Origin of the sequence: Immundisolibacter cernigliae (assembly GCF_001697225.1) — a bacterium.
Classification (GTDB): domain Bacteria; phylum Pseudomonadota; class Gammaproteobacteria; order Immundisolibacterales; family Immundisolibacteraceae; genus Immundisolibacter; species Immundisolibacter cernigliae.
In genome coordinates, this window is record NZ_CP014671.1 from 2415991 (window position 1) to 2440100 (window position 24110).

Sequence of the window (24110 nt, forward strand, 5' to 3'; positions counted from 1 at the left end):
TTCGATCGGGTGCAGGATGTAGCCGCCGGATTTGGTGTCCCGTTCCAGGGTCAGCCAGCCGCGCTCGGCGGCCTCTTCCAGCATGGCGTTGAAGCTGCGAAAGCCGTAGAAGCGCTCGTTGAAGCCCGGCCGGCGCCGACGCAGGGTCTGCTTGACCATCGAGCCCCAGATTTTCTGCTCCTCGCCGCGGTCCTCGACCAGCGCGCCGACGGTTTCCATGATCAGGCCAAGGCCCTTGGTGGAGCGGCTGGCATCGGTCGTCAGCTCACCGTCGTCCTCAGGATCGGTTGGTGCAGGCGCCGTGTCCGGCGCACCGTCCGGCAGGCTGTCGAACAGATTGCCCAGATTGTCGGCGGTGACGGCGACGGTCTCGCCGCGCTTACGCCGCCCGCCGCGCGAGCGGGACTTGCGTTTCGGTTCTTCGGGTGAGGTTTCGGCCGCCACTTGTTCGGTGGCCATCAGCGGCGCCGGTGGCTCGGCGGGCGTCGCGGCTGCCGCCTTGGGTTTGGCGCTGCGCCGGCGGGCGGCCGGCTTCTTGGGCGTGTCGCCGCGCACCAGGTCGTCGTAGTAGATGAATTCGTCGCAGTTGGCGATCAGCAGGTCCGACGTGGAACTGGCCACGCCCACGCCGATCACTTCCTTGTTGTTCTCGCGCAGCTTGGACACCAGCGGCGAGAAGTCCGAATCGCCGGAGATGATCACGAAGGTGTTGACGTGGCCCTTGGTGTAGCAAAGGTCCAGCGCGTCGACGACCAGACGGATGTCGGCCGAATTCTTGCCGGACTGGCGCAGGTGCGGGATTTCGATCATCTCGAAGGCGGCCTCGTGCATGGCCGGCTTGAATTTCTTGTAGCGCTCCCAGTCGCAGTAGGCCTTCTTGACCACGATCGGGCCCTTCAGCAGCAGCCGCTCCAGAACCCGGCGGATGTCGAACTGGTCATACTTGGCGTCGCGCACGCCCAGCGCCACGTTCTCGAAGTCACAAAACACGGCCAGAATCGGCGTACGGTGGCTGGTCGGGGTGCTCACGGGGTTTCCTGGCGGGCGAAGGGCGCGGCCATTATAGGCACCCAGCGAGGATCCCCCATGACGCACCGCGTCGCGATCACCTATTGCACGCAATGTCGTTGGCTGCTGCGCGCCGCCTGGATGGCGCAGGAGCTGCTGAGCAGCTTCGAGGATGAACTGGCTGAGGTGGTCCTGCGCCCCGGTCGCGGCGGCGTGTTCGAGGTGCACGTGGATGATGTGTTGATCTGGTCGCGCGGCGCCGAGGGGCGCTTTCCGGACATCAAGGAACTGAAGCAACGGGTGCGCGACTGCGTCGCCCCCGGCCGTGATCTTGGCCATGTGGACCGCTGAGCGTTGGCGGCAGGGCGCGCGCCGGCTGCTGCTGGCGCTGGCCGTATTGCCGGGCCTGGCCGCGGCGCAGGCCGAGGGACCGCATGCCCGCGTGGAACTGCTGGCCGACGTGCGCGGCGTGCTGCCGGACCAGCCGTTTGCGCTCGGCGTGCGGTTCAAACTGGACCGTGGCTGGCACATCTATTGGCAAAACCCCGGCGATTCCGGACAGGCGCCGCGCATCGACTGGCAGCTGCCGCCAGGATTCAGCGCCGGCGACATCGAGTGGCCTTATCCAAGGCAGGTGTCGCCACCGCCGGTGGTGACCTACGGCTACGAGGACGAAGTGTTGCTGCCGGTGGCCGTGACGCCGCCGGGCACGCTGGCCGGACCGGGGCAGGTCAGCCTGCGTGGCACGGTGCATTACCTGATCTGCAAGGACCTGTGCCTGCCCGAGCAGGCGCAGCTAGCGCTCGACCTGCCGCTGCTGGAACGGGCCGATCCGGACCCGGCCGGACAACGGGCGATTGCCGACGCCCGCGCGCGGCTGCCGCGCCATTTGCCGGAAGTGCTGCTCGGCGCCGGCCGCTTCGGCGATCGGGTGTACCTGGACTGGCCGGCCGGCGTGGCGCCGGGCACGGCGCAGTTCTTCCCGGACCGCGAGGGGCAGTTCCGGCACGCGGCGGCGCAGGTTCTGGAGCGCGTGGACGATCGGCTGCGGCTGACGCTGACGGCCGCCGGACCGCTGGAGCGCCTCACCGGTGTGCTGGTGCATGAGCGCGGCTGGGATGCCGCCGGTCAGGTGCGGGCGCTGGCGGTGGATGTGCCGATCCAGTCGCTGGCTGCCGCTGCGCCAGCCGGGCAGCCAGTGTCGGTGCAGGCCGCGGACGGCGGCATGGGCCTTGCGCTTGCCGCCGGTCTGGCGGTGCTCGGCGGGCTGATCCTGAACCTCATGCCGTGCGTGTTTCCGGTGCTGTCGGTCAAGGTGCTGAGCTTCATCCAGCTCGCGCACGGCGATCCGGGCCGGGTGCGGCGCCACGGGCTGGCGTTCCTGGGCGGCGTGCTGGTCAGTTTCTGGTTGCTGGCCGGGTTGCTGCTGGCGCTGCGCGCGGCCGGCGGCGGCGTCGGCTGGGGATTTCAGTTGCAGTCACCCGGCTTCGTGGCGGCCATGGCGCTGTTGCTGACGGCGGTGGGCCTTAACCTCATGGGTGTCTTCGAGGTCGGTCTTGGCCTGTCGCGCCTGGCCGGCAGCGCGCCGCAGCCGGCCGGCTATCCGGGCTCGTTCCTGACCGGCACGCTGGCGGTGCTGGTGGCCACGCCGTGCACCGCGCCGTTCATGGGTGCGGCACTCGGCTTTGCGCTGGCGCGCCCGGCCTGGGAGGCGCTGACCATCTTCACGGCGCTCGGTCTTGGCATGGCCCTGCCGTATCTGCTGCTGGCGGAGTTGCCGGGACTGCTGGCGCGCCTGCCGCGGCCGGGGCAGTGGATGGTTACGCTGCGGCAGGGGCTGGCGTTTCCGCTGTTCGCCACCGCCGTGTGGCTGGTGTGGGTGCTCGGGCGCCAGTCCGGGGTGGATGCGGTCGGCTTGTTGCTGCTCGCGGCGCTGGGCGTCGGCTTCGCCGCCTGGGGGGTCGGGCATGCGCAGCGGGGCGCACGGCGCTGGCTGCCCGGCGGCGTGGTGGTGATCGGCCTGGGCGTGGCGGCGGTGCTGGGCTTTGCGGCGGCCATGCGCCCGGCGGCGGTCGCCGAAAATCAGGCGACTCTCTCGACGGCCACTGCGGCCGGCATCGACTGGCAGCCGTGGTCGCCGGCGGCGGTCGACGCACTGCGCGCCACCGGCCGGCCAGTGTTCGTCGATTTCACGGCCGCTTGGTGCATCAGCTGCCAGGTGAACAAGCAGGTGGCGCTGGATACGGCGGCGGTGGCGGCCCGCTTTGCCGAACTCGGCGTGGTCACGCTGCAGGCCGACTGGACGCGCTATGACCCGGCGATCACGCAGGCGCTGGCCGGTTTCGGCCGCAGCGGTGTGCCGCTGTATGTGTACTACCCACCCGGCGCGCCGCCGCAGCTGCTGCCGGCGGTGCTCACGCCGGGGCTGGTGCTCGAGGCGCTGGCGGACTGATCGCCGGTCGCGCTGCCGCAGGTGGGCCAGGCCAGTGGGCAGCCCGGGACCGGCCGACCGTCGATTACTGCGTGGCCTGCCCGGCCGGCTCGGCGAGCGGCTTGCGAAAGCGCAGCGTCATGCGGTCGGATTCGCCGATCGCCAGGTATTTCTCGCGATCCTTGTCGCCCAGGCGCAGCGACGGCGGCAGGCTCCACACGCCGGCTTCGTGGTCCTTGGTGTCGGCCGGGTTGGCGTTGATCTCGCTACTGGCCTCCAGTTCGAAGCCGGCCGCGCGGGCCAGCGCGATCACCTGATCCTGGCCGACATAGCCGGACTTGTCGCCGTCGGGCACGTCGCCGGCCGCGCGGTGTTCGACCACGCCCAGCACGCCGCCGGGTTTCAGCACCTCGTAAAAGCCCTTGAACATGGCCTCGGCCTGACCGGCCGCCAGCCAGTTATGGACGTTGCGGAAGGTCAGCACGGTGTCGATGGAGTCCGTCGCGCCGAAGTTCGGCCTGGCGGCGTCGATTTCGCGCAGTGTGGGCTGGCCGTAGATGTCCGGCCGGGCCGCCAGCTTGGCGCGCAGGTCGGCGTTCTGTTTTGTGAAGTACTCGCGCACGCGCTCGTCGGGCGCCGCGGCCGGGTCCGAGATGGCGCCGACGTAGTGGCCCTGCTGGCGCACGAATGGCACCAGTATTTCCGTGTACCAACCGCGGCCGGGCGCTATCTCGAGCACCCGCTGATCGGCGCTGACGCCGAAAAAATCCAGCGTTTCCTTCGGATGCCGCCAGATGTCGCGGGCCACGTTGGCCGGATCGCGCCAGTCGCCGGCGATCACGCTCTCCAGCGTCGTTGCGGGTGACGGAGCCTGCGGCGCCGGCGCTGCGACGGACGCGGTCGGTGCGTCGGCTTGCACAGCCGCGGTGGGTGCTGCCGGCGCGGACGCCGATTCGGGTTCGGCCTGTTCGCGGCCGCAGCCGGCAAGGCTCAGGGCAAACGCGACGGTAGCCAGTATGTGCAGCTTCATGGCGAACTCCTCCTGTGCGGGCGTTCCCCGAGCCTAACATCAGGAGCGCAGCTGCGCGGCGCGATTGATCGGCTGACCGCCCGCCGCAGCCGGGCTCCTGCAGTTCCCTAACGTGCCGTCCAGCCGCCGTCGACCACCATTTCCGAGCCGGTCATGAAGGACGATTCGTCCGAGGCCAGGAACAGCACCGCTGAGGACACCTCGTCCGGATCGGCGGCGCGGCGCTGTAGCTGCACGCCGAGCATGCGGTCGCGGACCTCGCCCTCGCGCGCCAGCAGGCCGTCCAGCATCGGTGTATCGATCAGGCCGGGATGGACCGAATTGACGCGGATGTTGAATGCCGTCAGGTCCGCCGCGGCGGCCTTGGTCAGCAGGCGCACGGCGCCCTTGCTGGCGCAATAGGCGGATGCCATCGCTCCGCCGACGATGCCGAACACGGACGAGATGTTGATGATGCTGCCGCCGCGGCCCTGATCGCGCATTTTCCGGCCCACAGTACGCACGCCCAGGAACACGCCGCGGGCGTTGATGGCCATCACGCGATCCCACTCGTCGACGCCGATGTCGAGGACCGAAACGGTGCTGCTCGACACACCGGCGTTGTTTACCAGCACGTCGATGCGGCCAAAGCGCACGCAGGCGGCGTCAACCACGCCTTCCCAGGCGGCCTCGTCGGTTACGTCGTGCGGCCAGGCGGCCGCCTCGGCACCCCTGGCCTGAGCCGCCGCCAGCGTTTCGGCCAGGCCCGTCTGGTCGCGGTCGGTAATGGCCAGGCTGGCGCCCTCAGCGGCCAGGCGCAGTGCATGCGCGCGGCCCATGCCCGATGCCGCGCCGGTGATGAACACGACCTTGCCGCTGACACGTCCCATGCTGTTTCTCCTGTCTTGTGTGTGTTGGAAAAAATACGCTCAGGTTTGAAGCCGGCTTGCCCCCGCGGGAGACCTGCCGGGGGGGGGGCGAAAGGGTGATCTGGAGATTCGCGGCGAGGGCGCCGTTCCCACATCGACGCCGGTCCCTAATCGGTAGCGCTCCGGCGCAGCAGCCGTGCCGTTGGCGGGGGCGCCTTCAGGCACGCGCCGCGCCAAGCTCGGTCAAATGCTCGGCCAGAAAATCCAGCCGGTCGTTGCCCCAGAACACCTCCTCGCCGACCACGAAGCTGGGCACGCCGAACACGCCGACCGCCTGTGCCTGCTGCATGTGCTCGGCCAGACGCCCCCGCAAGGCCGGGTCGTCCACGGCCGCGGCCAGCGCGGCCGGATCGAGTCCTGCCCGCCGGCCGGCGTCCCTGAGCACGTTGATGTCGCCGATGTCGCGGCCCTCGCCCCATTCGGCGTGCATCAGCTCCACCACGTACTCGCGCAGGCGCCCCTGCTGCTCGGCCAGCAGCGAGCCGGCGCCGGCGCGCGTGGGGTCGGTGGTCACCGGCGGCGGGTTGAACGGGATGCCCAGGCGCCGGCACCAGCGGCGCACGTCCTGGCGGGCGATCGGCAGCTTGCCCTTGGCGCGCTCGGGCGACGAGCGGCCGTCCCAGCCGCCCAATGGCCGCCACTCGAAGTGGCAGTCGAAGCGGTCCAGGATGCCGAACATGGACTTCGACGCGAGGTAGCAGTACGGGCTGCGGAAGTTGAAGAACACCGTCACCGGAACGTGCCTGCTCATGCGCTGCCTCCTCTTGATTGGCCGCAGATTATCAGTCCGCGCGGCCTGCCGGTGCTGCGGGTGATCGGCTATCCTGCCCAGCCATTTCCGCCGTCTTTCCGGTAGCCAGGACAGTCCCATGAGCGAGCGCATTTCCCTGCTTCAGCACCTTACCCTGGCCGCCCGTGCCGGGCATCTGGATCCCGCCCTGGTTACTGTGGTGCAGCAGATCGGCGCCGCCAGCCGGGAGATTTCGGCGGCGCTGACGCGCGCTGCCCTGGCCGGGGTGCTGGGCGCGGTCGAAACCTCCAACGCCTCCGGCGAGACGCAGAAAAAGCTCGACGTGCTGGCCAACGACGCCTTCCTGCAGGCGCTGTCCTGGACCGGCGCGGTGGCGGGCATCGCATCCGAGGAACTCGACGGTCCGTACCCGGTGCCCGGCGCGACCGGCGACTATCTGGTGCTGCTGGACCCGCTGGATGGCTCGTCGAACATCGACGTCAACATCTCGGTCGGGTCGATCTTCTCGATCCTGCGGGCGCGCAGCGGCGCCGCCGGGTTGACCGATGCGGATTTTCTGCAACCGGGCACGGCGCAGGTTTGCGCCGGATTTACCGTGTACGGCCCGGCCACGGTGATGGTGCTGTGCTTCGGCCACGGCGTGCAGGGCTTCACGCTGGACCCGGTCAGCGGCGAGTTCCTGCTCACGCAAGCCGACATCCGCATCCCGGAGCGCACCTCCGAGTACGCCATCAACGCCTCCAACCAGCGCTGGTGGCAGCCGCCGGTGCAGCGCTACATCGCCGAGTGCATGGCCGGCAAGGACGGCCCGCGCGGGCGGGACTTCAACATGCGCTGGGTGGGCTCGATGGTGGGCGACGTGTACCGCCTGCTGACCCGCGGCGGCATCTTCATGTATCCGCGTGACACCAAGGACGCCAGCAAGCCCGGCAAGCTGCGCCTGATGTACGAGGCCAACCCGATCGGCTACGTGGTGGAACATGCCGGCGGCGCGGCCAGCACCGGCTACGAGCGCATTCTGGATATCCCGCCCGAGAAAGTGCACCAGCGCGTGGCGGTGATCCTGGGTTCCAAGGAAGAGGTCGACACCGTGGTCGCGTACCACCGGGCCGGCTGAGCGGCGTGCAGCGGTCCGACTGCCTGGCTTCTGGCGCCGCCGCTCACTCCGCCGCCAGCGCCACCACCGGATCCAGCCGCGCCGCCTTGCGGGCCGGCAGATAGCCGAACACCAGCCCGGTGCCTACCGCGGACAGGAAGGCCATGACCGCCGGCGTGGCGGCGAAGATCACCTGCATGCCGGCCAGGCGCAGCGCCAGGCCGACGCCAAAGCCGAGTGCCAAACCAAACAGCCCGCCGACCGTGCACACCACGGCCGCCTCGGTGTTGAACTGCAGCAGGATGTCGCGCATGCGCGCGCCGGTGGCCATGCGGATGCCGATCTCGCGCGTGCGCTCGGTGACGCTGACCAGCATGATGTTCATCACGCCGATGCCGCCGACCAGCAGCGAGATGGCGGCCACGGTGCCCAGCATCAGCGTGAGCGTGTTGTAGGCGGTGCTGGCGGCATCCAGGATCGACGCCAGGTTGCGTACGCTGAAGTCCTCGGTGCGGTGACGCGCGATCAGCAGCTGGCGGATGGCCTCCTGCGTGGCATCCATGGTGGCCAGGTCCGCCACCTTGACGGTCAGTGCGTTCAGGTACGGCCGCCCGAACAGGCGCACGAAGCCGGTGGTGATCGGTACCAGCACCACGTCGTCCTGGTCGCCGCCCCAGTTGGAGGCGCCCTTCTCGCCCATCACACCGATGACCTCGAACGGCACGTTGCGCACCAGCAGGTAGCGCCCGACCGGATCGACGCCGCCCGGAAACAGCGTCTGCGCCACGGTTTGCCCCAGCACTGCCACCGGCGCATAGCCGCGCAGGTCGCGTTCGCCGAAAAAGCTGCCGGCGGCCACCGGCCAGTCGCGCACGTCCGGCAGGCCGGTGTCGCTGCCCTGTACGGTGGTCTGGTAGTCGACGTTGCCGGCGCGCACGGTCAGGCGATTGCTGCGTTCCGGCAGTACCTGCAGCACGTTGGGCAGGGCGGCGATGGCGGTGGCGTCCTCGGGCACCAAGGTGACGACATCGCCGCCGCCGCGAATGCCGGGCGCGCCGGGCCGCACCATTATCAGGTTGGTGCCCATGGCGGTGATCTGGGCCAGCACCTGCTGCTTGCCGCCTTCGCCGACCGCCAGCATGGCCACCACCGACGCCACGCCGATGACGATGCCCAGCAGCGTCAGCGCGGTGCGCAGGGCATTGGCGCGCAGCGAGCGCAGAGCCATGCGCGTGGCCTCGCCAAGTTCCGGCACCAGCACGGTGGCGGGCTCGGCCGGCGCCACGCCGGCGGGCGTGGGCGCTTGTGCCCGGTCGGCCGGCTGATCGTCCACGATGCGCCCGTCGGCGATGCGCACCACGCGCTGGGCGTGCGCGGCGACCTGGGCATCGTGCGTGATCAGCACCACCGTGCGCCCGGCCTGGTGCAGGCGCTCAAGCAGCGTCATCAATTCCGCGCTGCTCTTGCTGTCCAGCGCCCCGGTCGGTTCGTCGGCCAGGATCACCGGCGGGTCGTTGATCAGCGCACGGGCAATGGCGACCCGCTGCTGCTGGCCGCCGGACAGTTCGTTCGGGTGGTGCCCGGCGCGGTCGGCAAGACCCAGTTCGTCCAACAGGCGCCGCGCGCGGTCTGCCCGCTCGGTCTTGGGCAGGCCGGCGTAGATGGCCGGCATCTCCACGTTGGCCTGCGCGCTGGCGCCGCCGAGCAGGTTGTAGCGCTGGAACACGAAGCCGAAGGTCTGGCGGCGCAGCGCGGCCAGCTGGTCGGAATCGAGCGCCGCCACGTCCTGGCCGCGGACCCGGTAGCGGCCGCTGTCGGGCCGGTCCAGACAGCCGATGATGTGCATCAGCGTGCTCTTGCCGGAGCCGGACTGGCCCATGATGGCCACGAACTCGCCGGCCTCGATGTTCAGCGACACGCCGTCGAGCGCCCGCACCTGCCCGGCACCGCTGCCGTAGTGGCGTGCGATGTCGGTCAGTTCCAGCAGCGGCATCAGGCCACCTCGGAACGCGTTTCGCGCCGGCCGTTGCGGGCAACCAGGCCGTCCCGCAAAAAACCCGGGGAGGGTTGCTTCGAGCTTCCCATCAGAAAAAGCCCCGCCGCCGCGCCGCCTTGGTCTCGGCCGGGCGTGGAATGGCGATCTGCTCGCCCTCGACCAGGCCGCTGCGCACCTGCGCGAACTGGCGCGACAGCAGGCCCACCTGCACCACGCGGGTGGCCAGTGTTTCGCCCTCCCGCACGCGCAGCTCGTAGGCCTGCGTGCCGGGCTGGTCCTGGTCCGGCCGGCGCTGGCCAAGCGCCGACGTGGGCACGGCGAGTGTGTTCCTGGCCTCGCCAAGAATGAAGAACACCTGCGTGCTCATGCCGTTCATCAGCTGCCGATCGCGGTTGTCGACGTCCACCAGCACGTTGTAGAGCACCACTTCGTTGAGCACTTCCGGCGACGGCAGCACCTGGCGCACGGTGGCCTGCCAGCGCCGGTCCAGCGCGCCCAGCGTTGTGAACTCGGCGGCGGTGCCGGGGCGGATGCGCATCACGTCCGCTTCCGCCACCTGGGCGCGCACGGTCATGGTGTCCAGGTCCGCGATCTGCACGATGACCGGTGCCATCTGGTTGGCGTTCAGGGTCTGGCCCTCGCGCGAGGTCTGCGTGACCACCGTGCCGGCCATCGGGGCGTAAATCTTCGTGTAGCCCAGATTGGTCTGGTCGCCGCTGAGGGTGGAGCGGGCCTCCTCGATCTGCGCGGCGATGGATTTGACCGCGGCCTCGGCCACGCGCAGGTCGGCCTCGCTTTGTTCGAGCTGCTCCTGGCTGGTGGCCTGCTCGGCGATCAGGCCGCGATTGCGCTCCAGTATGAGGCGGCTGTTTTGCAGCACGGCCTGCTGCTGGGCAAGCTGGGCAGTCAGCGAGGCGATGCGCGCCTGGCCGCTGGCGACGCGGGTGGCAAAAATGCGCGGGTCGATTTCGGCGATCAGCTGGCCTTTTTCGACCACGTCGCCGATTTCGACGTGCAGGCGGCTGAGCTGTCCGGACACCTGCGCGCCCACGTCGACGTAGGACTTGGGCTCGAGCTTGCCCTGGGCGGTGACCGTTTCGGTCAGGTCCCGGCGCGTCACCGGCTCGAAGGCAAGGCCGGCCGGCAGTGCGGCCGGCGTGTCGCGCTGCCACAGGGCCAATCCGGCGCCCGCCAGAGCCAGCAGGACGATGGCGGCTATCCAACGCTTGTTCATGTCTGCAAAACCCGTGTTTTCCATGTGATTGCGGCCGCACCGGTACCATAGTCGGCCCCCCGCACCGTGTTCCCACCGCCATGAACTCCCCACGCAAGGCCGTTGCCCTGATCTCCGGCGGGCTCGATTCCATGCTGGCCGCCAAGGTCATGCTGGAGCAGGGCATCCATGTCGAAGGCATCAATTTCTTCACCGGCTTCTGCGTGGAAGGCCACACGCACGCCATCCGCCGCCAGGACCGCGCCAAGCCCAAGCGCAACAACGCCCTGTGGGTGGCCGAGCAGCTCGGTATCCGGTTGCACATCGTGGATGTGATCGAGCCGTACAAGGAGGTGGTCATCAACCCCAAGCACGGCTACGGGCAGAACCTTAACCCGTGCCTGGACTGCAAGGGTTTCATGGTCGGCCAGGCGCGGGCCTGGATGCAGGAAAACGGCTTCGATTTCATCATCACCGGCGAGGTGATCGGCCAGCGGCCGATGTCGCAGCGCAAGCAGACCATGCCGATCATCGCCCGCGAGTCCGGAGCCTTTGACCGCTTGCTGCGCCCTTTGTGCGCAAAGTTGCTGCCCGAGACGCTGCCGGAACGCGAAGGCTGGGTGGATCGCGAGCGTCTGTACGACTTCAACGGCCGCAGCCGCAAGCCGCAGATGGCGCTGGCCGAGACCTTCGGCTTCACCGAATGGGCGCAGCCGGCTGGCGGCTGCTGTTTCCTGACCGATCCGAACTACAGCCACAAGCTGGCCGACCTGTGGCAGGCGCGCGGCAGCAAGGAATACGAACTCGACGACATCATGCTGCTCAAGGTGGGCCGGCACCTGCGCCCGCGGCCGAATTTCAAGATGATCGTGGCGCGCGAGGACGGCGAGAACAACTTCCTGACCGGCTATCGGCGCCAGTTCGCGCACCTGGAGCCGATCAGCCACGGCGGTCCGCTGACCCTGGTGGACGGTGTGCTGGACGAGGCCGACCTCGAGCTGGCGGCGCGCATCGTCGGCCGCTACAGCCAGGGTCGCGAGGCGGCGGAGGTCACCGTGCGCTACACGCCGCTGGGTGCCCAGCCGCTGGAAATTACGGTTGCGCCGCTGCCGGTGGCGCAGTTGCCGGCGCACTGGCACCTGTAGCCGCCGCGCCGCTGAGCTGCCGCAGCCGCTCGCGCGCGGCCCGCTCGCGCGCGGCGTCGGCTTGCCGTTCGATGCCGACGGCGTGGATGGAAGGTGGGCTTCGCACCACTTGCAGCCGGCCCAGATAACTCACCTCGCCGGCCCGCACCTCGATTTCCAGCTCCGGCGTGCGTCGCGGCTGGACCCGGTACAGCTGTGGCCCTTCGCGCCAGTCGTGCGGGTTCACGATGTGATAGCCATCGCCGGGCATCGGATACAGGAAGCGCCGCGTCAGCGTGATGCTGCTGATGCGGCCTTCGAGGGACACCAGGCGGTAGCGTCCCGGCGCCAGGTCCGGAATGACCATGAACTCGGCGCACTGGTAGCTGCTGCGGTGCATGCCAAGCCCCTTGCCGATGCCGCTGAGAACGGCGACCCCATGGTCGACCGTCATCTCGAGCGGCGTGTAGGCGCGCAGTGCGGCGTCGACGATCACGACGCCGGTCTGCGCCGTGGGTGCGATGAGCGGCGGCACGAATCGGCCGCAGCGGCTGTCGAAGTCGTCCCCGGCCGCGCCGGCGACGCCGATCAGGCCAGCCAGCAGGCATCCGATCAGGTGTTTCATTGCGGTACCCTCCGGCGCGCGATGACGCGCCTGTTCGCATTTTAGGGAAAGGCTGAGGTATTCAGCGCTTGCCCAGGCTCGCGCGCTCGCCGCTGACTCGATGACGGCCAGGGATGGCCTGTTCCGGCATCCTGACCGAGGAGGAGATGTGCATGATCCTGCCGCGTGATTTGCTGCGCCGCTGCGGCGCGGCATTGGCCGACCACAGCGGGTTCATCGACATGGACCGCCGCGCCGATCCGGCAAATCTGCCCGGACCGGCCGCGTGAGCGCTGTCCAGCCAGCGGCCTGGCGCAACGCCTGGACCATGCTGGCGCTGCTGATCGTGGGCCAGATTGCGATGTCATCCGGTTCATATCTGTGGGGTCCGCTGGCGCCGTTCCTGGTGGCCGAGCTGTCGGTCAGCAAGGCCCAGTTCGGCGCCGTGCAGTCTGCCTTCTACGTGGTCGGCGCGCTGATGGCGGTGCCGGCCGGCGTGCTGGCCGATCGCTTCGACGGGCGCTGGTTGCTGCTGGCCTGTCTGCTGGCGATGGCAATTCCGCTGGCGCTGCTCAGTCGCGCCGGCAGCTTGCTGACGGTAACCGTGCTGGCCGGTTTGTGCGGCCTTGGCAACGGCGCCATCAACCAGGTGGGCGCCCGCGGCGTGCTGCACTGGTTTCCGCCGCAGCGGCGCGCCACGGCCATGGGCATGCGCCAGACCGGCAACATGCTGGGCGCGGCGCTGGCCGCGGCGGCGCTGCCGGGTCTGGCGTCATGGCTGGGCTGGCGCATGGCGGTACTGCTGGTGGCCGCCGGCGCAGGTCTCGCGGCGGTGCTCAGCGGCCTGTTGTATCGCGAGCGGCCGGTAGATCTGGCCGCCGGGCCGGGGGCCGCCAGACCCGGTCTGAAGGCCGTGGCCGGGCAGCTTTTTTCGAACCGGCCATTCGTGCGCCTGCTGCTGCTGGCGCCGTTCATCGCCTACGCGCAGATCGCGATGACCACATTTTTTGTCCTGTTCCTGACCGATCGCCAGGGCATTGCAGCCGCAGCCGCCGGCAGCTTGCTCAGCGGCGCCCTGCTCGCCGCGGCGCTGGGCCGGGTCGCCTGGGGCGTGATCGCGGACCGTTTCTTCACCCACGCCCGTGCTCGTTGCCTGGCGCTGGTAATGGCTCTCACCGCAGTCGCGGCGACCGCGCTTGCGCTGTTGCCGGCCAATGGCCCGCTGATCGTGCCGGCGGTGGTCGGCCTGCTGTACGGCTTTTGCGCCATGGGCTGGCAGGGCCTGCTGATGATCGTGATCGCCGAGTCGGTCGGCATCGCCGTGGCCGGAACCGCGGTCGGTCTGCTGATCAACGTCGCCTGGGGCGGCTTCGTGCTGGGGCCGGTGGTGTTCGGCGCGCTGGCCGACGGTCCCGGTTTCGCTACGGCGTGGGCTTCCGTTGCCGGTGTGTCGGGGCTGTGCGCCTGCGCGCTGTGGCTGCCGGCGTCGGGCAGTCGAACGCTTGCCTGAGTCGACTGCGGCCGGTCGGCGGGCGCTACAGCCGCGTCACCACCTCGTCCAGCCGGCGCCGTGGCGTGGGTGCAGGCAGCTCGGCCGGGTAGCCGACGCTGATGATGGCCACCGGGTCCAGGTGCTGCGCCAGTTCCAGTTGGGCGCACACCTGCTCGCGGTCGAAGCGGCCGACCCAGGCCGAGGCCAGGCCCGCGGCGACGGCAGCCAGCTGCGCGAAGGCGGCCGCGATGGTGGCGTCCTGGGTGGCGAACAGCTCGCAGCCGCGGGCGCCAAAACGCTCGCGCGGGCGTTCCCGATCGGCGCAGAACACCAGCGCCAGTGGCGCTTCGGCGAGGAAGGTCTGATCCGGGGCGGCTTCCTGCAGCCGCGCGCGGCTGGCCGACGAGGTCAGCACGTAGACGTGGTAGGACTGCAAGTCGCCGGCCGACGGGGCGGTCGATACCGCCTCCAGGATGGCGTGCAGTTTTTCCGCTTCCACCGGCATGTCCGGCTGGTAGCGACGCACCGAGTGGCGGTGGCGTACGGTCTGGAAGAAGTCCCACATGGCGGCACGCTCCTCGCCGCGCCGGGCGGCGTTTACTGCACGGTGGCCAGTTTGCCGGCCCGCTCGGTGGCCGGATGGCTCGGGTAGTTCAGGTTCAGCACGCGCAGGGCGTCGCTGGCCTGCGCTTCCAGCCCAAGGATACGGTACGCGGTGACCATCAGTTCCAGCGCTTCGGGCGTGAACGCGCTGCGCGGGTAGGTTTCGACAACGTGGCGGGCGCGGGCGGCCACCGCCAGGTAGGCACCGCGCTTCATGTAGTAACGGGCCACCAGGATGTCCTGTTCGGCCATCTGGTTGCGCAGATAGACCATGCGCTGGCGGGCGTCCGGGGCGTAGCGGCTGTCCGGGAAGCTGCGCAGCAGCTGGCCGAAGTTGTCGAAGGCCTGGCGGGCGTTGTTCATGTCGCGCGCGGCGAGGTTCTGCGGCAGCCACTTTTCCAGGATCGACACTTCGCGCCTGAAGTGCACCAGGCCTTTCAGGTAGTAGGCGTACTCGACATTCGGGTGCAGCGGATACAGGCGCACGAAGCGGTCGGCGGCCTCGATGGCCAGTTCCGCGTCGCCGTTCTTGTAGTAGGCGTAGGCGACGTCGATCAGGGACTGCTGCGAGTAGACGCCATAGGGGTAGCGCGCTTCGAGCTTCTCGTACAGGTCGATGGCTTCCTGGTAGCCGCCGTCGAGCGTGGCCTTGCGGGCTTCCTGGTAGAGCTTTTCCACCGACCAGCCTTCGGTGCGATCTTCGGTTTTCTTGGTGCCCGGCTCGCCGCCGCAGGCAGCCAGCAGTGCAATCAGGGCCAGGCAGCACAGACGCAGGCCGACACGGGGCGACAGGGGCACGGGCGATTCTCGGCAGGGCAGGGCCGCGGCGCGCCTTAGAATGGCGCGCAATGCGGCAAGGGACACACATGGAAGCGCGCGAACTATATCAAACACCCCCCGAGCTGGCCGGTCAGCGGCTGGACCAGGTGCTGGCCCTGCTGTTGCCGGAATACTCGCGCAGCCGTCTGCAGGAGTGGATCCGCGCAGGCCGGGTGGCGGTGGACGGCGCGCAGCTGGCGGCCAGCGGCCGTCTGCGCGGGGGCGAGCAGATCTGCGTGCAGGTGCCGCGGCAGAACGCCGATGCAGTGCCGGCGGCCGAGGCCATTGCGCTCGACATCGTGCACGAGGACGCCGACCTGCTGGTGGTGAACAAGCCGGCGGGTCTGGTGGTGCATCCGGGCGCCGGCAATCCGGTCGGCACGCTGATGAACGCGCTGCTGCACTACGATCCGGGCCTGGCCGATGTGCCGCGGGCCGGCATTGTGCATCGTCTGGACAAGGACACCACCGGCCTGCTGCTGGTGGCTCGCACGCTGCCGGCGCACAAGCGTCTGGTGGATCAACTCGCCGCCCGTGAGGTACACCGCGAATACCTGGCGCTGGTGCAGGGCCAGATCATCGCCGGCGGCACCGTGGACGCGCCGATCGGCCGGCACCGCACGGATCGCACGCGCATGGCGGTCAGCCAGGGCGGCCGCGAGGCGGTGACGCACTATCGCGTGGCGCAGCGTTTTCGCCAGCACACGCTGCTGCGGGTCATGCTGGAGACCGGCCGCACGCACCAGATTCGCGTGCACCTGGCGAGCATCGGTCATGCGGTGGTGGGGGACCCGACCTACAGTCGCCTGCGCTTGCCGCCTGGCGCCAGTGCCGAGTGCGTGGCCGCGCTGGGCGGATTCCACCGGCAGGCGCTGCACGCGGCGCGCCTGGAGCTGGCCCATCCGATCAGCGATGAGCCGCTGGAATTCGCGGCCCCGCTACCGGCCGACATGGCGGATTTGCTGGACGTGCTGGCGCGGGATACGGAGCAGGCCGGTGCCTGAGCTCGGGGTGTTCGCGCCCGACTGGCCCTTGCCGCCCGGCGTGCGCGCGGCGAGCACGACGCGCCTGGGCGGTGTCAGCCTCGGCGCTTACGGGGGCTTCAATCTGGGCGATCACGTCGGCGACGATCCGCGCGCCGTGGCCGCCAATCGCGCCGCCCTGATGCAGGCGCTCGGGTTGCCGGCGCCGCCGCTGTGGCTGTCGCAGGTGCACGGCGTCGCAGTTGCGGACGCCGACGATCCGCCGGGCATCGCGGCCGACGCCCGCTACGCGGATCGCCCGGGCGTGGTGTGCGCGGTGCTCACCGCCGACTGTCTGCCGCTGCTGCTGTGCAGCGACGATGGCCGTGAGGTCGCCGCCGTGCACTGTGGCTGGCGCGGTCTGGCGGCCGGCATCGTCGGCCGCGTCGTGGCGCGTTTTGCGGCGGCACCGGGCGCCGTCGGCGCCTGGCTGGGCCCGGCCATCGGTCCCGCCGCCTTCGAGGTCGGCACCGAGGTGCGGGAGCTTTTCGTGCGGCGCGATCCGGGCGCGGCGAGCTGTTTTAGCGCGGGCGCGGTCGGGCGCTGGCTGGCGGACCTGTATGGTCTGGCGCGGCGCGATCTGGCCGCTGCCGGCGTGCAGCGCGTCCACGGCGGCGACATGTGCACGGTGGCCGACCGCGAGCGGTTCTATTCCTACCGCCGCGACGGCGTCACCGGACGCATGGCCAGCCTGGTCTGGCGCGCGGCCTGAGCGGTTAGGCTGTACCCATGAAGTGGATGCGTCGCCTGTTGTTCGCCGTCGCGCTGCTGGTGGCCGTGCTGGTCGCCGCCGGGCTGTTGCTGCCGCGCCTGGTGGACAGCGAAACCCTGCGCAGCATGCTGGTCATCGCGGCTCGCACGCACACCGGCCGCGAGCTTACGGTGGACGGTGAGGTGCGCTTCGCGCTGCTGCCGCGCCCGGCTGTGGTCCTGCCGCGCCTGCGGCTTGCCAATGCCGAAGGCTTTGGCGAGGAACCGTTTGCCAGCCTGGAAGAGGCCCGCGCCAACCTGCGTCTGTGGCCGCTGCTGCGGGGGCGCTTGCAGGTGGCCAGCGTCCACATCGACCGCCCGCAACTGCGCCTGATGGTGGACGCCCGCGGCCGCAGCAACTGGGCCGACCTGTTGCCGCAGCCGCAGCCGCAGCCCGCGCCGCCAGCCCGCGGTCCGTCAACCTCCGGCAGTGTCATGTCAGGTCTTGCCGGGCGGGTCGGCATCGGCCAGCTGACGCTGCGCGAGGCCGATATCCTGTGGACCGATCAGGCGAGCGGGCGCTGGGCGCGGCTGCACGATCTGGACATTGCGCTGGGTGCGCTTGACCCGGGCGGCCCGTTGCCGCTGAGCGCCAGCGGCGTGATCGATACCGGCGACCCCCAGCGCAGCGCGCAGCTGGAACTGGCCGCCACGGCGCAGCGCGCCGCGAATGGCAGCTGGCGCGCTGAGGATCTGCGGCTGGAAGCCGTCCTCGGCGGTGCCCCGCTGCGCGAGGCGCTGACGCTGCGCCTGACTGCGGATGCCGGCTTCGATCCGGCGCAGACCCGTCTGCGGCTGCGCCGCCTGATGCTCGAAGGCGATCCGGTGCAGCTGCGCGGCGAACTGACGCTGGCGCGAGGCGACGATGCGGTACCGGTACTGGGCGCGCAACTGCACGTGGAGCGGCTCAACGCACGGGCGCTGGCGACGCTGTTGGGACAGACCGTGACGACGGCCGATCCGCAAGCCCTGACGCGCATCGAGGGCGACCTCGACATCGGCGCCAACGCGAGCGAAATCAACCTGGCGCGCGTCGATCTGGCGGTCGACGGCAGCCACTGGCGCGGCACGGCGCGTGTGAGCGATTTTTCCGATCCGGCCCTGCGTTTCGCTCTGGAGGTCGATCGGCTCGATCTGGATCGCTACCTGCCCGGCGAGCCGGCACCGGCGCAGCACGCGCAGGCAGCCGGCACTGAACCCACGCCCGCGGCGCCGGCCGGCTCGCCGGCCGAAGCGCTGCGCCGCCTGTCGCGGCTGGACCTGGACGGTACGCTCAATGTGGCGGCCCTGACCGTGCGCGGGCTGAGCTTCGAGCGCGTCGCGCTGCGGGCTCGTTCAGGCGACGGACAGATGACGCTGCAACCGGTAAGCGCCAGCCTGTACGGCGGCAGTGCCGAGGCCAGTGCGCAGGTCGACGTGCGGCGCAGCGAGCCCGCGCTTCGCCTGAAACTGGCTGCCACCGACGTTGCGGCCGGTCCGCTGCTGGCGGCCCTGACCGGGAAGGACGCCTTGCAGGGACGCATTGCGCTGGGTGGCGAACTGACGGGCGCGGCCGCCACCGGCGATGCCCTGCTGCGCAGTCTGAACGGCACCGCGCGCCTGAGCAGCAGCGATGGCGTGCTCAAGGGCATCAACGCCGACCGCAGTATCTGCAAGGCGCGCGCGGTGATGGCCCGGACGCGCGACAAGGACGCCGAGGAATGTGATCCGAGTCCTGATACGCGGTTCTCGGCGCTGCGCATGAGCGGCCCGATCGCCGCCGGCGTATGGCGCAGCGACGATCTCATGCTCGAGCAGGTACGTTTTCGGCCCGGCCGCTTCTATCGCATCACCGGCGCCGGCACGCTCGATCTGGCCAGCAGCGAGATCGACTATCGGCTCAAGGCGTCGTCGGTACGTCGCGGCGCTGATCGCGCGGCCCAGGAGGATGCCCACGAGGCGCCGGTGCCGCTGCGGGTGCGCGGCCGACCCGGCGCCTTCAAGGTGCAGCCGGAATTGAAGGACGCCCTGCGCGACGAGGCCGTGCGGCGCCTGCAGGAGAAGCTTGGGCCGAAGTCAGACGGGGCGCGCGAGTCGTCGGGCAAGACCATGCTGCGCGGCCTGTTCGGGCGTTGATCCCGGGCGCGGCTTGCTCCTGTTACGGGTGGGCGGTATGCGTCCGCTGCTTGCCGTTACGGAAAGCCGGTGGCTAGAATGCCGGTCCCCGCGGGTGTAGTTCAATGGTAGAACGGGAGCTTCCCAAGCTCTCAGCGAGGGTTCGATTCCCTTCACCCGCTCCAGATTCCCCGGTGGCGAGCAGTTTTGTGACCCGCGCGAGCGCCGACGGCCTTGAGCGGCTCCCTGCCGGGAGCCGGGGCGGTGCTGTGCGCGCTGGCCACCCGTTGACGTCGCTGCAGATGGCCCAGATAATGCGCGGCTATTTCCCTGGAGGGGTTCCCGAGCGGTCAAAGGGATCAGACTGTAAATCTGACGGCTCAGCCTTCGGAGGTTCGAATCCTCCCCCCTCCACCATTTGGATCATCCCGTCAATCGCTGTCATGGCGGCGGTTTTCGGTGCCGGTAAGGTGCCGGCGCGGGTGTAGTTCAATGGTAGAACTTCAGCCTTCCAAGCTGATAGCGTGGGTTCGATTCCCATCACCCGCTCCATTATTTGTACCGGGGACGAACGCGCTCACGTAGCTCAGTCGGTAGAGCACTTCCTTGGTAAGGAAGAGGTCGCTGGTTCGATTCCAGTCGTGAGCACCAGTTGTGTTTCATTTCGGCGCCGCAGGGTCGGCATCCGTCAGTTTCAGCAGAGGTTAGGGCATGTCCAAGGCCAAATTTGAGCGAACCAAGCCGCACGTGAACGTGGGCACGATCGGTCACGTGGATCACGGTAAGACGACGCTGACGGCGGCGCTGACCAAGATCGGCGCGGAGCGTTTTGGCGGGGAATTCAAGGCCTACGACCAGATCGACAACGCACCGGAAGAGCGTGCGCGGGGCATCACCATTGCGACCGCGCACGTCGAGTACGAGTCCCCGACCCGCCACTACGCACACGTGGACTGCCCCGGCCACGCCGACTACGTGAAGAACATGATCACCGGCGCGGCGCAGATGGACGGCGCCATCCTGGTGGTGTCGGCGGCCGACGGCCCGATGCCGCAGACCCGCGAGCACATTTTGCTGGCGCGTCAGGTGGGCGTGCCGTACATCGTCGTGTTCCTGAACAAGGCCGACATGGTCGACGACCCCGAGCTGCTGGAACTGGTCGAGATGGAAGTGCGCGAGCTGCTGACCCAGTACGGCTTCCCGGGCGACGACACCCCGATCGTGACCGGCAGTGCGCTCAAGGCCCTCGAAGGCGACCAGAGCGAGATCGGCGTGCCGGCCATCCTGAAACTGGTCGACGCCATCGACAGCTACATCCCGCAGCCGGAGCGCGCCATCGACGGCGCCTACCTGATGCCGGTCGAGGACGTGTTCTCGATCTCCGGGCGCGGCACCGTGGTGACCGGCCGCATCGAGCGGGGCATCGTCAAGGTCGGCGACGAAATCGAGATCGTGGGCATGAAGGCCACCATCAAGACCACCTGCACCGGCGTGGAAATGTTCCGCAAGCTGCTGGACCAGGGCCAGGCGGGCGACAACGTGGGCGTGCTGCTGCGCGGCACCAAGCGGGACGAAGTCGAGCGTGGGCAAGTGCTGTGCAAGCCCGGCTCGATCACACCGCACACCAAGTTCGAGGCCGAGGTGTACATCCTGTCCAAGGAAGAGGGCGGGCGTCACACGCCGTTCTTCAAGGGCTACCGGCCACAGTTCTACTTTCGGACCACCGACGTGACCGGCAGCTGTGAGCTGCCGGAGGGCACCGAGATGGTGATGCCCGGAGACAACGTGAACCTGCAGGTTTCGCTGATCACGCCGATCGCGATGGACGACGGCCTGCGGTTTGCGATTCGCGAGGGCGGCCGCACGGTCGGCGCCGGCGTGGTCGTCAAGGTGGTCGAGTAAGGTCCGGCTGGATGCCGGCGCGTCGGGTGTTGCAAGGCACAGGCCAGTAGCTCAATCGGCAGAGCGGCGGTCTCCAAAACCGCAGGTTGGGGGTTCGATTCCCTCCTGGCCTGCCATTCCTGGGCCGGTTTTCCTCGACAGTCTCGAAGGCTCAAGAATATGGCAGTGAACGTCTCGGTGGCGAAGCAGGGTTTCGCAGATCGTCTGAAACTGACCCTGACCGTCGCGGTGCTGGCGGGCGGTGTGGCGGGGTTCTATGTCCTGGCTGACCAGCCCCAGGTGGTGCGCGTGCTGCTGGTGCTGGCCAGTGTCGGACTGGCGCTGCTGATCGGCTTTAACAGTGGTCCGGGTGGCCGCCTGTGGGGGTTTTTGAAGGACTCGCGCACCGAGGTGCGGCGCGTGATCTGGCCGACGCGTCGCGAGACGCTCCAGACCACGGGGATCGTGTTCGTGGCGGCGGTGGTGGTCGGCATCATGCTGTGGCTGTTTGACTGGGTAATCAGCCTCGCGATCAGGGGCTTCATGGGCATGGGAGGCTGATCGGTGGCGATGCGTTGGTATGTGGTGCACGCCTACTCCGGCTATGAGAAGACGGTGCAGCGCACACTCAAGGAGCGTGTCGCGCGGGCCGGCCTGGATGACCGATTCGGCGAGATCCTGGTCCCGACCGAAGAAGTGGTCGAGATGAAGGACGGCCAGAAACGGTCCAGCGAGCGCAAGTTCTTTCCCGGCTACGTGCTGGTGCAGATGGAAATGGACGAGGAAACCTGGCATCTGGTGCGCAGCGTGCCGCGGGTGCTCGGTTTCATCGGCGGCAGCGGTGACAAGCCGGCCCCGATCACCGAGCGCGAGGCGGACGAGATTCTCAGCCGCGTGCGCGAGGGTCAGGACAAGCCAAGGCCGAAAGTGTTGTTCGAGGTCGGTGAGATGGTGCGCGTGGCCGATGGTCCCTTCAACGACTTCAACGGCGTTGTCGAGCACGTCAATTACGAGAAGAACCGGCTGAACGTGTCGGTGATGATTTTCGGCCGGTCCACGCCGGTCGAGCTGGATTTCTCCCAGGTAGAGAAAGCCTAGCCGCCCTCGTGGTGGCAACGGGGAGCCGTGAGGCGCTGTACCCGTCAACTGGAATTTTGAAATGGCAAAAAAAGTCAGTGCGTACATCAAGCTGCAGGTGAAGGCCGGTCAGGCCAACCCCAGCCCGCCGGTCGGCCCGGCGCTGGGTCAGCGCGGCGTGAACATCATGGAGTTCGTCAAGGCCTTCAATGCCGAGACCGCCAGCATGGAGCCGGGCCTGCCGGTGCCGGTGGTGATCACGGTTTACGAGGACCGCAGCTTCACCTTCATCAAGAAGACCACGCCCGCATCGGTGCTGCTGCGCAAGGCTGCCGGTATCGCGAAGGGCAGCTCGAACCCGAATACCAACAAAGTCGGCTCGATTACCCGCGCGCAGCTGGAAGACATTGTCCGCGCCAAGGAGCCGGACCTGACAGCGGCCGATCTGGAAGCGGCCTTGCGCACCATTGCCGGTAGCGCGCGCAGCATGGGCCTGACGGTGGAGGGGGTCTGACATGGCAAACAGCAAACGACGTCGCGCGATCGACGACAAGCTGGCCGGCCGCCGCCAGCTGCCGCTGGCCGATGCACTCGGCCTGTTGCAGGAAGTGGCGAACGCCAAATTCGACGAGTCGATGGACGTGGCCCTGAACCTGGGTGTCGACCCGCGCAAGTCCGATCAGGTCGTGCGTGGTGCCACCGTGCTGCCGCACGGCACCGGCAAGAAAGCCCGCGTGGCCGTGTTCGCGCAGGGCCAGGCGGCCGAGGCGGCCACCGCTGCCGGTGCCGACGCCGTCGGCATGGAAGACCTTGCCGAGCGCATTCGCGGTGGCGATCTGGATTTCAGCGTGGTGATTGCCGCCCCGGACGCCATGCGCGTGGTCGGTACTCTGGGTCAGGTGCTCGGTCCGCGGGGCCTGATGCCCAATCCCAAGGTCGGTACGGTGACCCCGGATGTGGCGACCGCCGTCAGCAACGCCAAGAAGGGCCAGGTGCGTTTTCGCACCGACAAGGCCGGCATCGTGCATTTCGTGATCGGCCGCGTGTCGTTCCCGATCGAGTCCCTGCAGGACAACCTGCAGGCAGTACTGGCGGATGTGCAAAGGCTCAAGCCGGCGACTTCCAAGGGCACTTACCTGCGCAAGGTGACGGTCTCGTCCACCATGGGTCCGGGCCTGTCGGTCGATCTGGCCAGTCTCGGCCAGTGAGCCGACGGTCTACATAGTCAATAAAGGAAACTGGCCGTGGCGAGCATTCTGGAAACAAAACAGGCAATCGTGAGCGAAGTGGCTGCCGTGGCCGCGACCGCGCCGGTGCTGGTGGGTCTGGATCTGAGCGGACTGACGGTCCGCCAGGTGACCGGCTTGCGGCGCGAGGCGCGCAAGGCCGATGTGTATCTGAAGGTGGTCAAGAACACCCTGTTGCGGCGGGCCGTGGAGGGCACGGGCTTCGAGTGTGTGCGCGAGGCTGCCCGCGGGCCGCTGATGGTTGCTTTCTCGCGCGGCGAGCCGGGCGCCGCGGCGCGCATGGTGCGCGATTTTCGCAAGGCCAACCCGAAGGCCGAGGTGCGCCTGGTTGCGGTGGCCGGGCGTCTGTTGCGCCCCGAAGATCTGGACGCGGTGGCCAAGCTGCCGACTCGGGACGAGGCCATCGCGCAGTTGATGGGCGTCATGAAGGCGCCGATCGCCAAGCTGGTACGCGTGCTGGCGGCGCCCAACAGCAAGCTGGTGCGCACACTGGCGGCGGTGCGGGACCAGAAGCAGGGTTGAGGCGGCAGGTTCGGGCCGCGGTATTTCAAATTTTTATTTTTCGTTCCCAGGAGTCAGGACCATGGCGGTTAGCAAGGAAGAAATTCTCGACGCAATTTCCAACATGACGGTGATGGAAGTCGTTGATCTCATCAGCATGATGGAAGAGAAATTCGGTGTCAGCGCGGCTGCGTTTGCGGCGGCCCCGGTGGCCGTGGCCGGTGGTGATGCCGCCGCGCAGGTCGAGGAGCGCACCGAGTTCGACGTGATCATGTCGAGCTTTGGCGAGAACAAGGTCAACGTCATCAAGACCGTGCGCGCCCTGACCGGCCTGGGCCTGAAGGAAGCCAAGGATCTGGTGGAGGCCGTTCCGGCCACCATCAAGACCGGCGTTCCGAAGGCCGAGGCCGAGGATGTGGTCAAGCAACTGGTCGAGGCGGGCGCGGCAGCCGAGGTCAAGTAA

The 24110-nt window shown here is 68.8% G+C and carries 23 protein-coding genes, 5 tRNA genes and 1 pseudogene; 20 read left to right on the plus strand and 9 right to left on the minus strand.

The window, feature by feature from the left end; all coding sequences use genetic code 11:
- Positions 1–378: 378 nt before the first annotated feature.
- Positions 379–1029: pseudogene (locus PG2T_RS17050) on the minus strand (NYN domain-containing protein); the annotation flags it as partial.
- A 57-nt stretch (positions 1030–1086) separates the two neighbouring features.
- On the opposite strand from PG2T_RS17050, the gene PG2T_RS11500 reads away from it, so the two are divergent.
- Both PG2T_RS11500 and PG2T_RS11505 read left to right on the plus strand, forming a co-directional pair.
- Positions 1087–1359, plus strand: a complete 273-nt coding sequence (locus PG2T_RS11500; RefSeq protein ID WP_068805538.1) for an Rdx family protein — start codon at positions 1087–1089, stop codon at positions 1357–1359.
- On the plus strand, positions 1346–3460 hold the full coding sequence (locus PG2T_RS11505; protein WP_068808292.1) for a protein-disulfide reductase DsbD family protein: 2115 nt from the start codon (positions 1346–1348) through the stop codon (positions 3458–3460). The genes PG2T_RS11500 and PG2T_RS11505 overlap by 14 nt, the downstream gene beginning before the upstream one ends.
- Before the next feature lie 64 nt (positions 3461–3524).
- On the opposite strand, the gene PG2T_RS11510 is transcribed toward PG2T_RS11505, so the two are convergent.
- The 3 genes from PG2T_RS11510 to PG2T_RS11520 form a co-directional block, all read right to left on the minus strand.
- Positions 3525–4469: a class I SAM-dependent methyltransferase gene (locus PG2T_RS11510; RefSeq protein ID WP_083214898.1), complete on the minus strand. Its 945-nt coding sequence runs from the start codon at positions 4467–4469 to the stop codon at positions 3525–3527.
- Positions 4470–4576: 107 nt separating this feature from the next.
- The gene (locus tag PG2T_RS11515; protein ID WP_068805540.1) at positions 4577–5338 is read right to left on the minus strand and encodes an SDR family NAD(P)-dependent oxidoreductase; all 762 of its coding nucleotides are present in this window, start codon (positions 5336–5338) and stop codon (positions 4577–4579) included.
- 196 nt (positions 5339–5534) lie between these two features.
- A complete protein-coding gene (locus PG2T_RS11520; protein WP_068805543.1) occupies positions 5535–6128 on the minus strand; it encodes a 2-hydroxychromene-2-carboxylate isomerase in 594 nt (197 codons plus the stop codon).
- A gap of 118 nt (positions 6129–6246) precedes the next feature.
- Here PG2T_RS11520 and PG2T_RS11525 point away from each other — a divergent pair, with 118 nt between their 5' ends.
- Positions 6247–7245, plus strand: coding sequence for a class 1 fructose-bisphosphatase (locus tag PG2T_RS11525; protein ID WP_068805546.1), 999 nt, complete (start codon positions 6247–6249; stop codon positions 7243–7245).
- Positions 7246–7288: 43 nt separating this feature from the next.
- Here PG2T_RS11525 and PG2T_RS11530 read toward each other — a convergent pair whose 3' ends face one another.
- Positions 7289–9217, minus strand: a complete 1929-nt coding sequence (locus PG2T_RS11530) for a MacB family efflux pump subunit (RefSeq protein WP_068805548.1) — start codon at positions 9215–9217, stop codon at positions 7289–7291.
- 91 nt (positions 9218–9308) lie between these two features.
- Positions 9309–10454 (minus strand): efflux RND transporter periplasmic adaptor subunit, encoded by a 1146-nt coding sequence (locus PG2T_RS11535; RefSeq protein WP_068808298.1) that lies wholly within the window; start codon positions 10452–10454, stop codon positions 9309–9311.
- Positions 10455–10534: 80 nt separating this feature from the next.
- Between PG2T_RS11535 and PG2T_RS11540 the strand changes: the two genes are divergently transcribed.
- Positions 10535–11578: a tRNA (5-methylaminomethyl-2-thiouridylate)-methyltransferase gene (locus PG2T_RS11540; RefSeq protein ID WP_068805551.1), complete on the plus strand. Its 1044-nt coding sequence runs from the start codon at positions 10535–10537 to the stop codon at positions 11576–11578.
- Here PG2T_RS11540 and PG2T_RS11545 read toward each other — a convergent pair.
- The gene (locus tag PG2T_RS11545) at positions 11526–12182 is read right to left on the minus strand and encodes a hypothetical protein (protein ID WP_068805554.1); all 657 of its coding nucleotides are present in this window, start codon (positions 12180–12182) and stop codon (positions 11526–11528) included. The genes PG2T_RS11540 and PG2T_RS11545 overlap by 53 nt on opposite strands.
- Positions 12183–12447: 265 nt before the next feature.
- On the opposite strand from PG2T_RS11545, the gene PG2T_RS11550 reads away from it, so the two are divergent.
- Entirely contained in the window at positions 12448–13671 is a 1224-nt protein-coding gene (locus tag PG2T_RS11550) for an MFS transporter (RefSeq protein WP_068805558.1), read from the plus strand.
- 25 nt (positions 13672–13696) lie between these two features.
- Here the strand turns inward: PG2T_RS11550 and PG2T_RS11555 are convergent, their stop codons facing one another.
- The gene (locus PG2T_RS11555) at positions 13697–14218 is read right to left on the minus strand and encodes a nitroreductase family protein (RefSeq protein WP_068805568.1); all 522 of its coding nucleotides are present in this window, start codon (positions 14216–14218) and stop codon (positions 13697–13699) included.
- A 32-nt stretch (positions 14219–14250) separates the two neighbouring features.
- Positions 14251–15054 (minus strand): outer membrane protein assembly factor BamD, encoded by an 804-nt coding sequence (locus PG2T_RS11560; RefSeq protein WP_202816333.1) that lies wholly within the window; start codon positions 15052–15054, stop codon positions 14251–14253.
- 68 nt (positions 15055–15122) lie between these two features.
- Here PG2T_RS11560 and rluD point away from each other — a divergent pair, with 68 nt between their 5' ends.
- From rluD to rplL, 15 genes are all read left to right on the plus strand, one after another.
- Positions 15123–16079, plus strand: a complete 957-nt coding sequence (gene rluD / locus PG2T_RS11565; RefSeq protein ID WP_145931082.1) for a 23S rRNA pseudouridine(1911/1915/1917) synthase RluD — start codon at positions 15123–15125, stop codon at positions 16077–16079.
- A complete protein-coding gene (gene pgeF, locus PG2T_RS11570) occupies positions 16072–16809 on the plus strand; it encodes a peptidoglycan editing factor PgeF (RefSeq protein ID WP_068805575.1) in 738 nt (245 codons plus the stop codon). Before rluD ends, pgeF begins: the two co-directional genes overlap by 8 nt.
- A 17-nt stretch (positions 16810–16826) precedes the next feature.
- Positions 16827–18962 (plus strand): AsmA family protein, encoded by a 2136-nt coding sequence (locus tag PG2T_RS11575; protein WP_068805578.1) that lies wholly within the window; start codon positions 16827–16829, stop codon positions 18960–18962.
- A 90-nt stretch (positions 18963–19052) separates the two neighbouring features.
- Positions 19053–19126, plus strand: a tRNA-Gly gene (locus tag PG2T_RS11580).
- A gap of 147 nt (positions 19127–19273) precedes the next feature.
- Positions 19274–19358: transfer RNA gene (locus PG2T_RS11585), tRNA-Tyr, on the plus strand.
- Between the two features lie 61 nt (positions 19359–19419).
- Positions 19420–19493 (plus strand) — tRNA-Gly (locus PG2T_RS11590).
- A gap of 23 nt (positions 19494–19516) precedes the next feature.
- Positions 19517–19592 (plus strand) — tRNA-Thr (locus PG2T_RS11595).
- Positions 19593–19652: 60 nt separating this feature from the next.
- Positions 19653–20843, plus strand: coding sequence for an elongation factor Tu (gene tuf / locus PG2T_RS11600; RefSeq protein WP_068805581.1), 1191 nt, complete (start codon positions 19653–19655; stop codon positions 20841–20843).
- Positions 20844–20883: 40 nt separating this feature from the next.
- Positions 20884–20959, plus strand: a tRNA-Trp gene (locus PG2T_RS11605).
- Positions 20960–21002: 43 nt separating this feature from the next.
- Positions 21003–21383 carry a preprotein translocase subunit SecE gene (gene secE / locus PG2T_RS11610; RefSeq protein ID WP_068805584.1) on the plus strand — a complete coding sequence of 127 codons (381 nt, stop codon included), beginning with the start codon at positions 21003–21005 and terminating at the stop codon, positions 21381–21383.
- A 3-nt stretch (positions 21384–21386) separates the two neighbouring features.
- Entirely contained in the window at positions 21387–21920 is a 534-nt protein-coding gene (nusG, locus tag PG2T_RS11615; RefSeq protein ID WP_068805587.1) for a transcription termination/antitermination protein NusG, read from the plus strand.
- Between the two features lie 61 nt (positions 21921–21981).
- Positions 21982–22413 (plus strand): 50S ribosomal protein L11, encoded by a 432-nt coding sequence (rplK, locus tag PG2T_RS11620; protein ID WP_068805589.1) that lies wholly within the window; start codon positions 21982–21984, stop codon positions 22411–22413.
- Between the two features lies 1 nt (position 22414).
- Positions 22415–23107 carry a 50S ribosomal protein L1 gene (gene rplA, locus PG2T_RS11625; protein WP_068805593.1) on the plus strand — a complete coding sequence of 231 codons (693 nt, stop codon included), beginning with the start codon at positions 22415–22417 and terminating at the stop codon, positions 23105–23107.
- A 36-nt stretch (positions 23108–23143) separates the two neighbouring features.
- Positions 23144–23668: a 50S ribosomal protein L10 gene (rplJ, locus tag PG2T_RS11630; protein WP_068805596.1), complete on the plus strand. Its 525-nt coding sequence runs from the start codon at positions 23144–23146 to the stop codon at positions 23666–23668.
- 61 nt (positions 23669–23729) lie between these two features.
- Complete coding sequence (gene rplL, locus PG2T_RS11635) at positions 23730–24110, plus strand: 50S ribosomal protein L7/L12 (RefSeq protein ID WP_068805599.1); 381 nt, start codon at positions 23730–23732, stop codon at positions 24108–24110.

Excerpts from the sequence above, each read along its gene's own strand:
- PG2T_RS11500 (WP_068805538.1), top strand. The coding sequence starts at position 1,087 with ATGACGCACCGCGTCGCGATCACCTATTGCACGCAATGTCGTTGGCTG.
- PG2T_RS11505 (WP_068808292.1), top strand. The coding sequence starts at position 1,346 with ATGTGGACCGCTGAGCGTTGGCGGCAGGGCGCGCGCCGGCTGCTGCTG.
- PG2T_RS11510 (WP_083214898.1), bottom strand. The coding sequence starts at position 4,469 with ATGAAGCTGCACATACTGGCTACCGTCGCGTTTGCCCTGAGCCTTGCC.
- PG2T_RS11515 (WP_068805540.1), bottom strand. The coding sequence starts at position 5,338 with ATGGGACGTGTCAGCGGCAAGGTCGTGTTCATCACCGGCGCGGCATCG.
- PG2T_RS11520 (WP_068805543.1), bottom strand. The coding sequence starts at position 6,128 with ATGAGCAGGCACGTTCCGGTGACGGTGTTCTTCAACTTCCGCAGCCCG.
- PG2T_RS11525 (WP_068805546.1), top strand. The coding sequence starts at position 6,247 with ATGAGCGAGCGCATTTCCCTGCTTCAGCACCTTACCCTGGCCGCCCGT.
- PG2T_RS11530 (WP_068805548.1), bottom strand. The coding sequence starts at position 9,217 with ATGCCGCTGCTGGAACTGACCGACATCGCACGCCACTACGGCAGCGGT.
- PG2T_RS11535 (WP_068808298.1), bottom strand. The coding sequence starts at position 10,454 with ATGAACAAGCGTTGGATAGCCGCCATCGTCCTGCTGGCTCTGGCGGGC.
- PG2T_RS11540 (WP_068805551.1), top strand. The coding sequence starts at position 10,535 with ATGAACTCCCCACGCAAGGCCGTTGCCCTGATCTCCGGCGGGCTCGAT.
- PG2T_RS11545 (WP_068805554.1), bottom strand. The coding sequence starts at position 12,182 with ATGAAACACCTGATCGGATGCCTGCTGGCTGGCCTGATCGGCGTCGCC.
- PG2T_RS11555 (WP_068805568.1), bottom strand. The coding sequence starts at position 14,218 with ATGTGGGACTTCTTCCAGACCGTACGCCACCGCCACTCGGTGCGTCGC.
- rluD (WP_145931082.1), top strand. The coding sequence starts at position 15,123 with ATGGAAGCGCGCGAACTATATCAAACACCCCCCGAGCTGGCCGGTCAG.
- PG2T_RS11575 (WP_068805578.1), top strand. The coding sequence starts at position 16,827 with ATGAAGTGGATGCGTCGCCTGTTGTTCGCCGTCGCGCTGCTGGTGGCC.
- tuf (WP_068805581.1), top strand. The coding sequence starts at position 19,653 with ATGTCCAAGGCCAAATTTGAGCGAACCAAGCCGCACGTGAACGTGGGC.
- secE (WP_068805584.1), top strand. The coding sequence starts at position 21,003 with ATGGCAGTGAACGTCTCGGTGGCGAAGCAGGGTTTCGCAGATCGTCTG.
- rplK (WP_068805589.1), top strand. The coding sequence starts at position 21,982 with ATGGCAAAAAAAGTCAGTGCGTACATCAAGCTGCAGGTGAAGGCCGGT.
- rplA (WP_068805593.1), top strand. The coding sequence starts at position 22,415 with ATGGCAAACAGCAAACGACGTCGCGCGATCGACGACAAGCTGGCCGGC.
- rplL (WP_068805599.1), top strand. The coding sequence starts at position 23,730 with ATGGCGGTTAGCAAGGAAGAAATTCTCGACGCAATTTCCAACATGACG.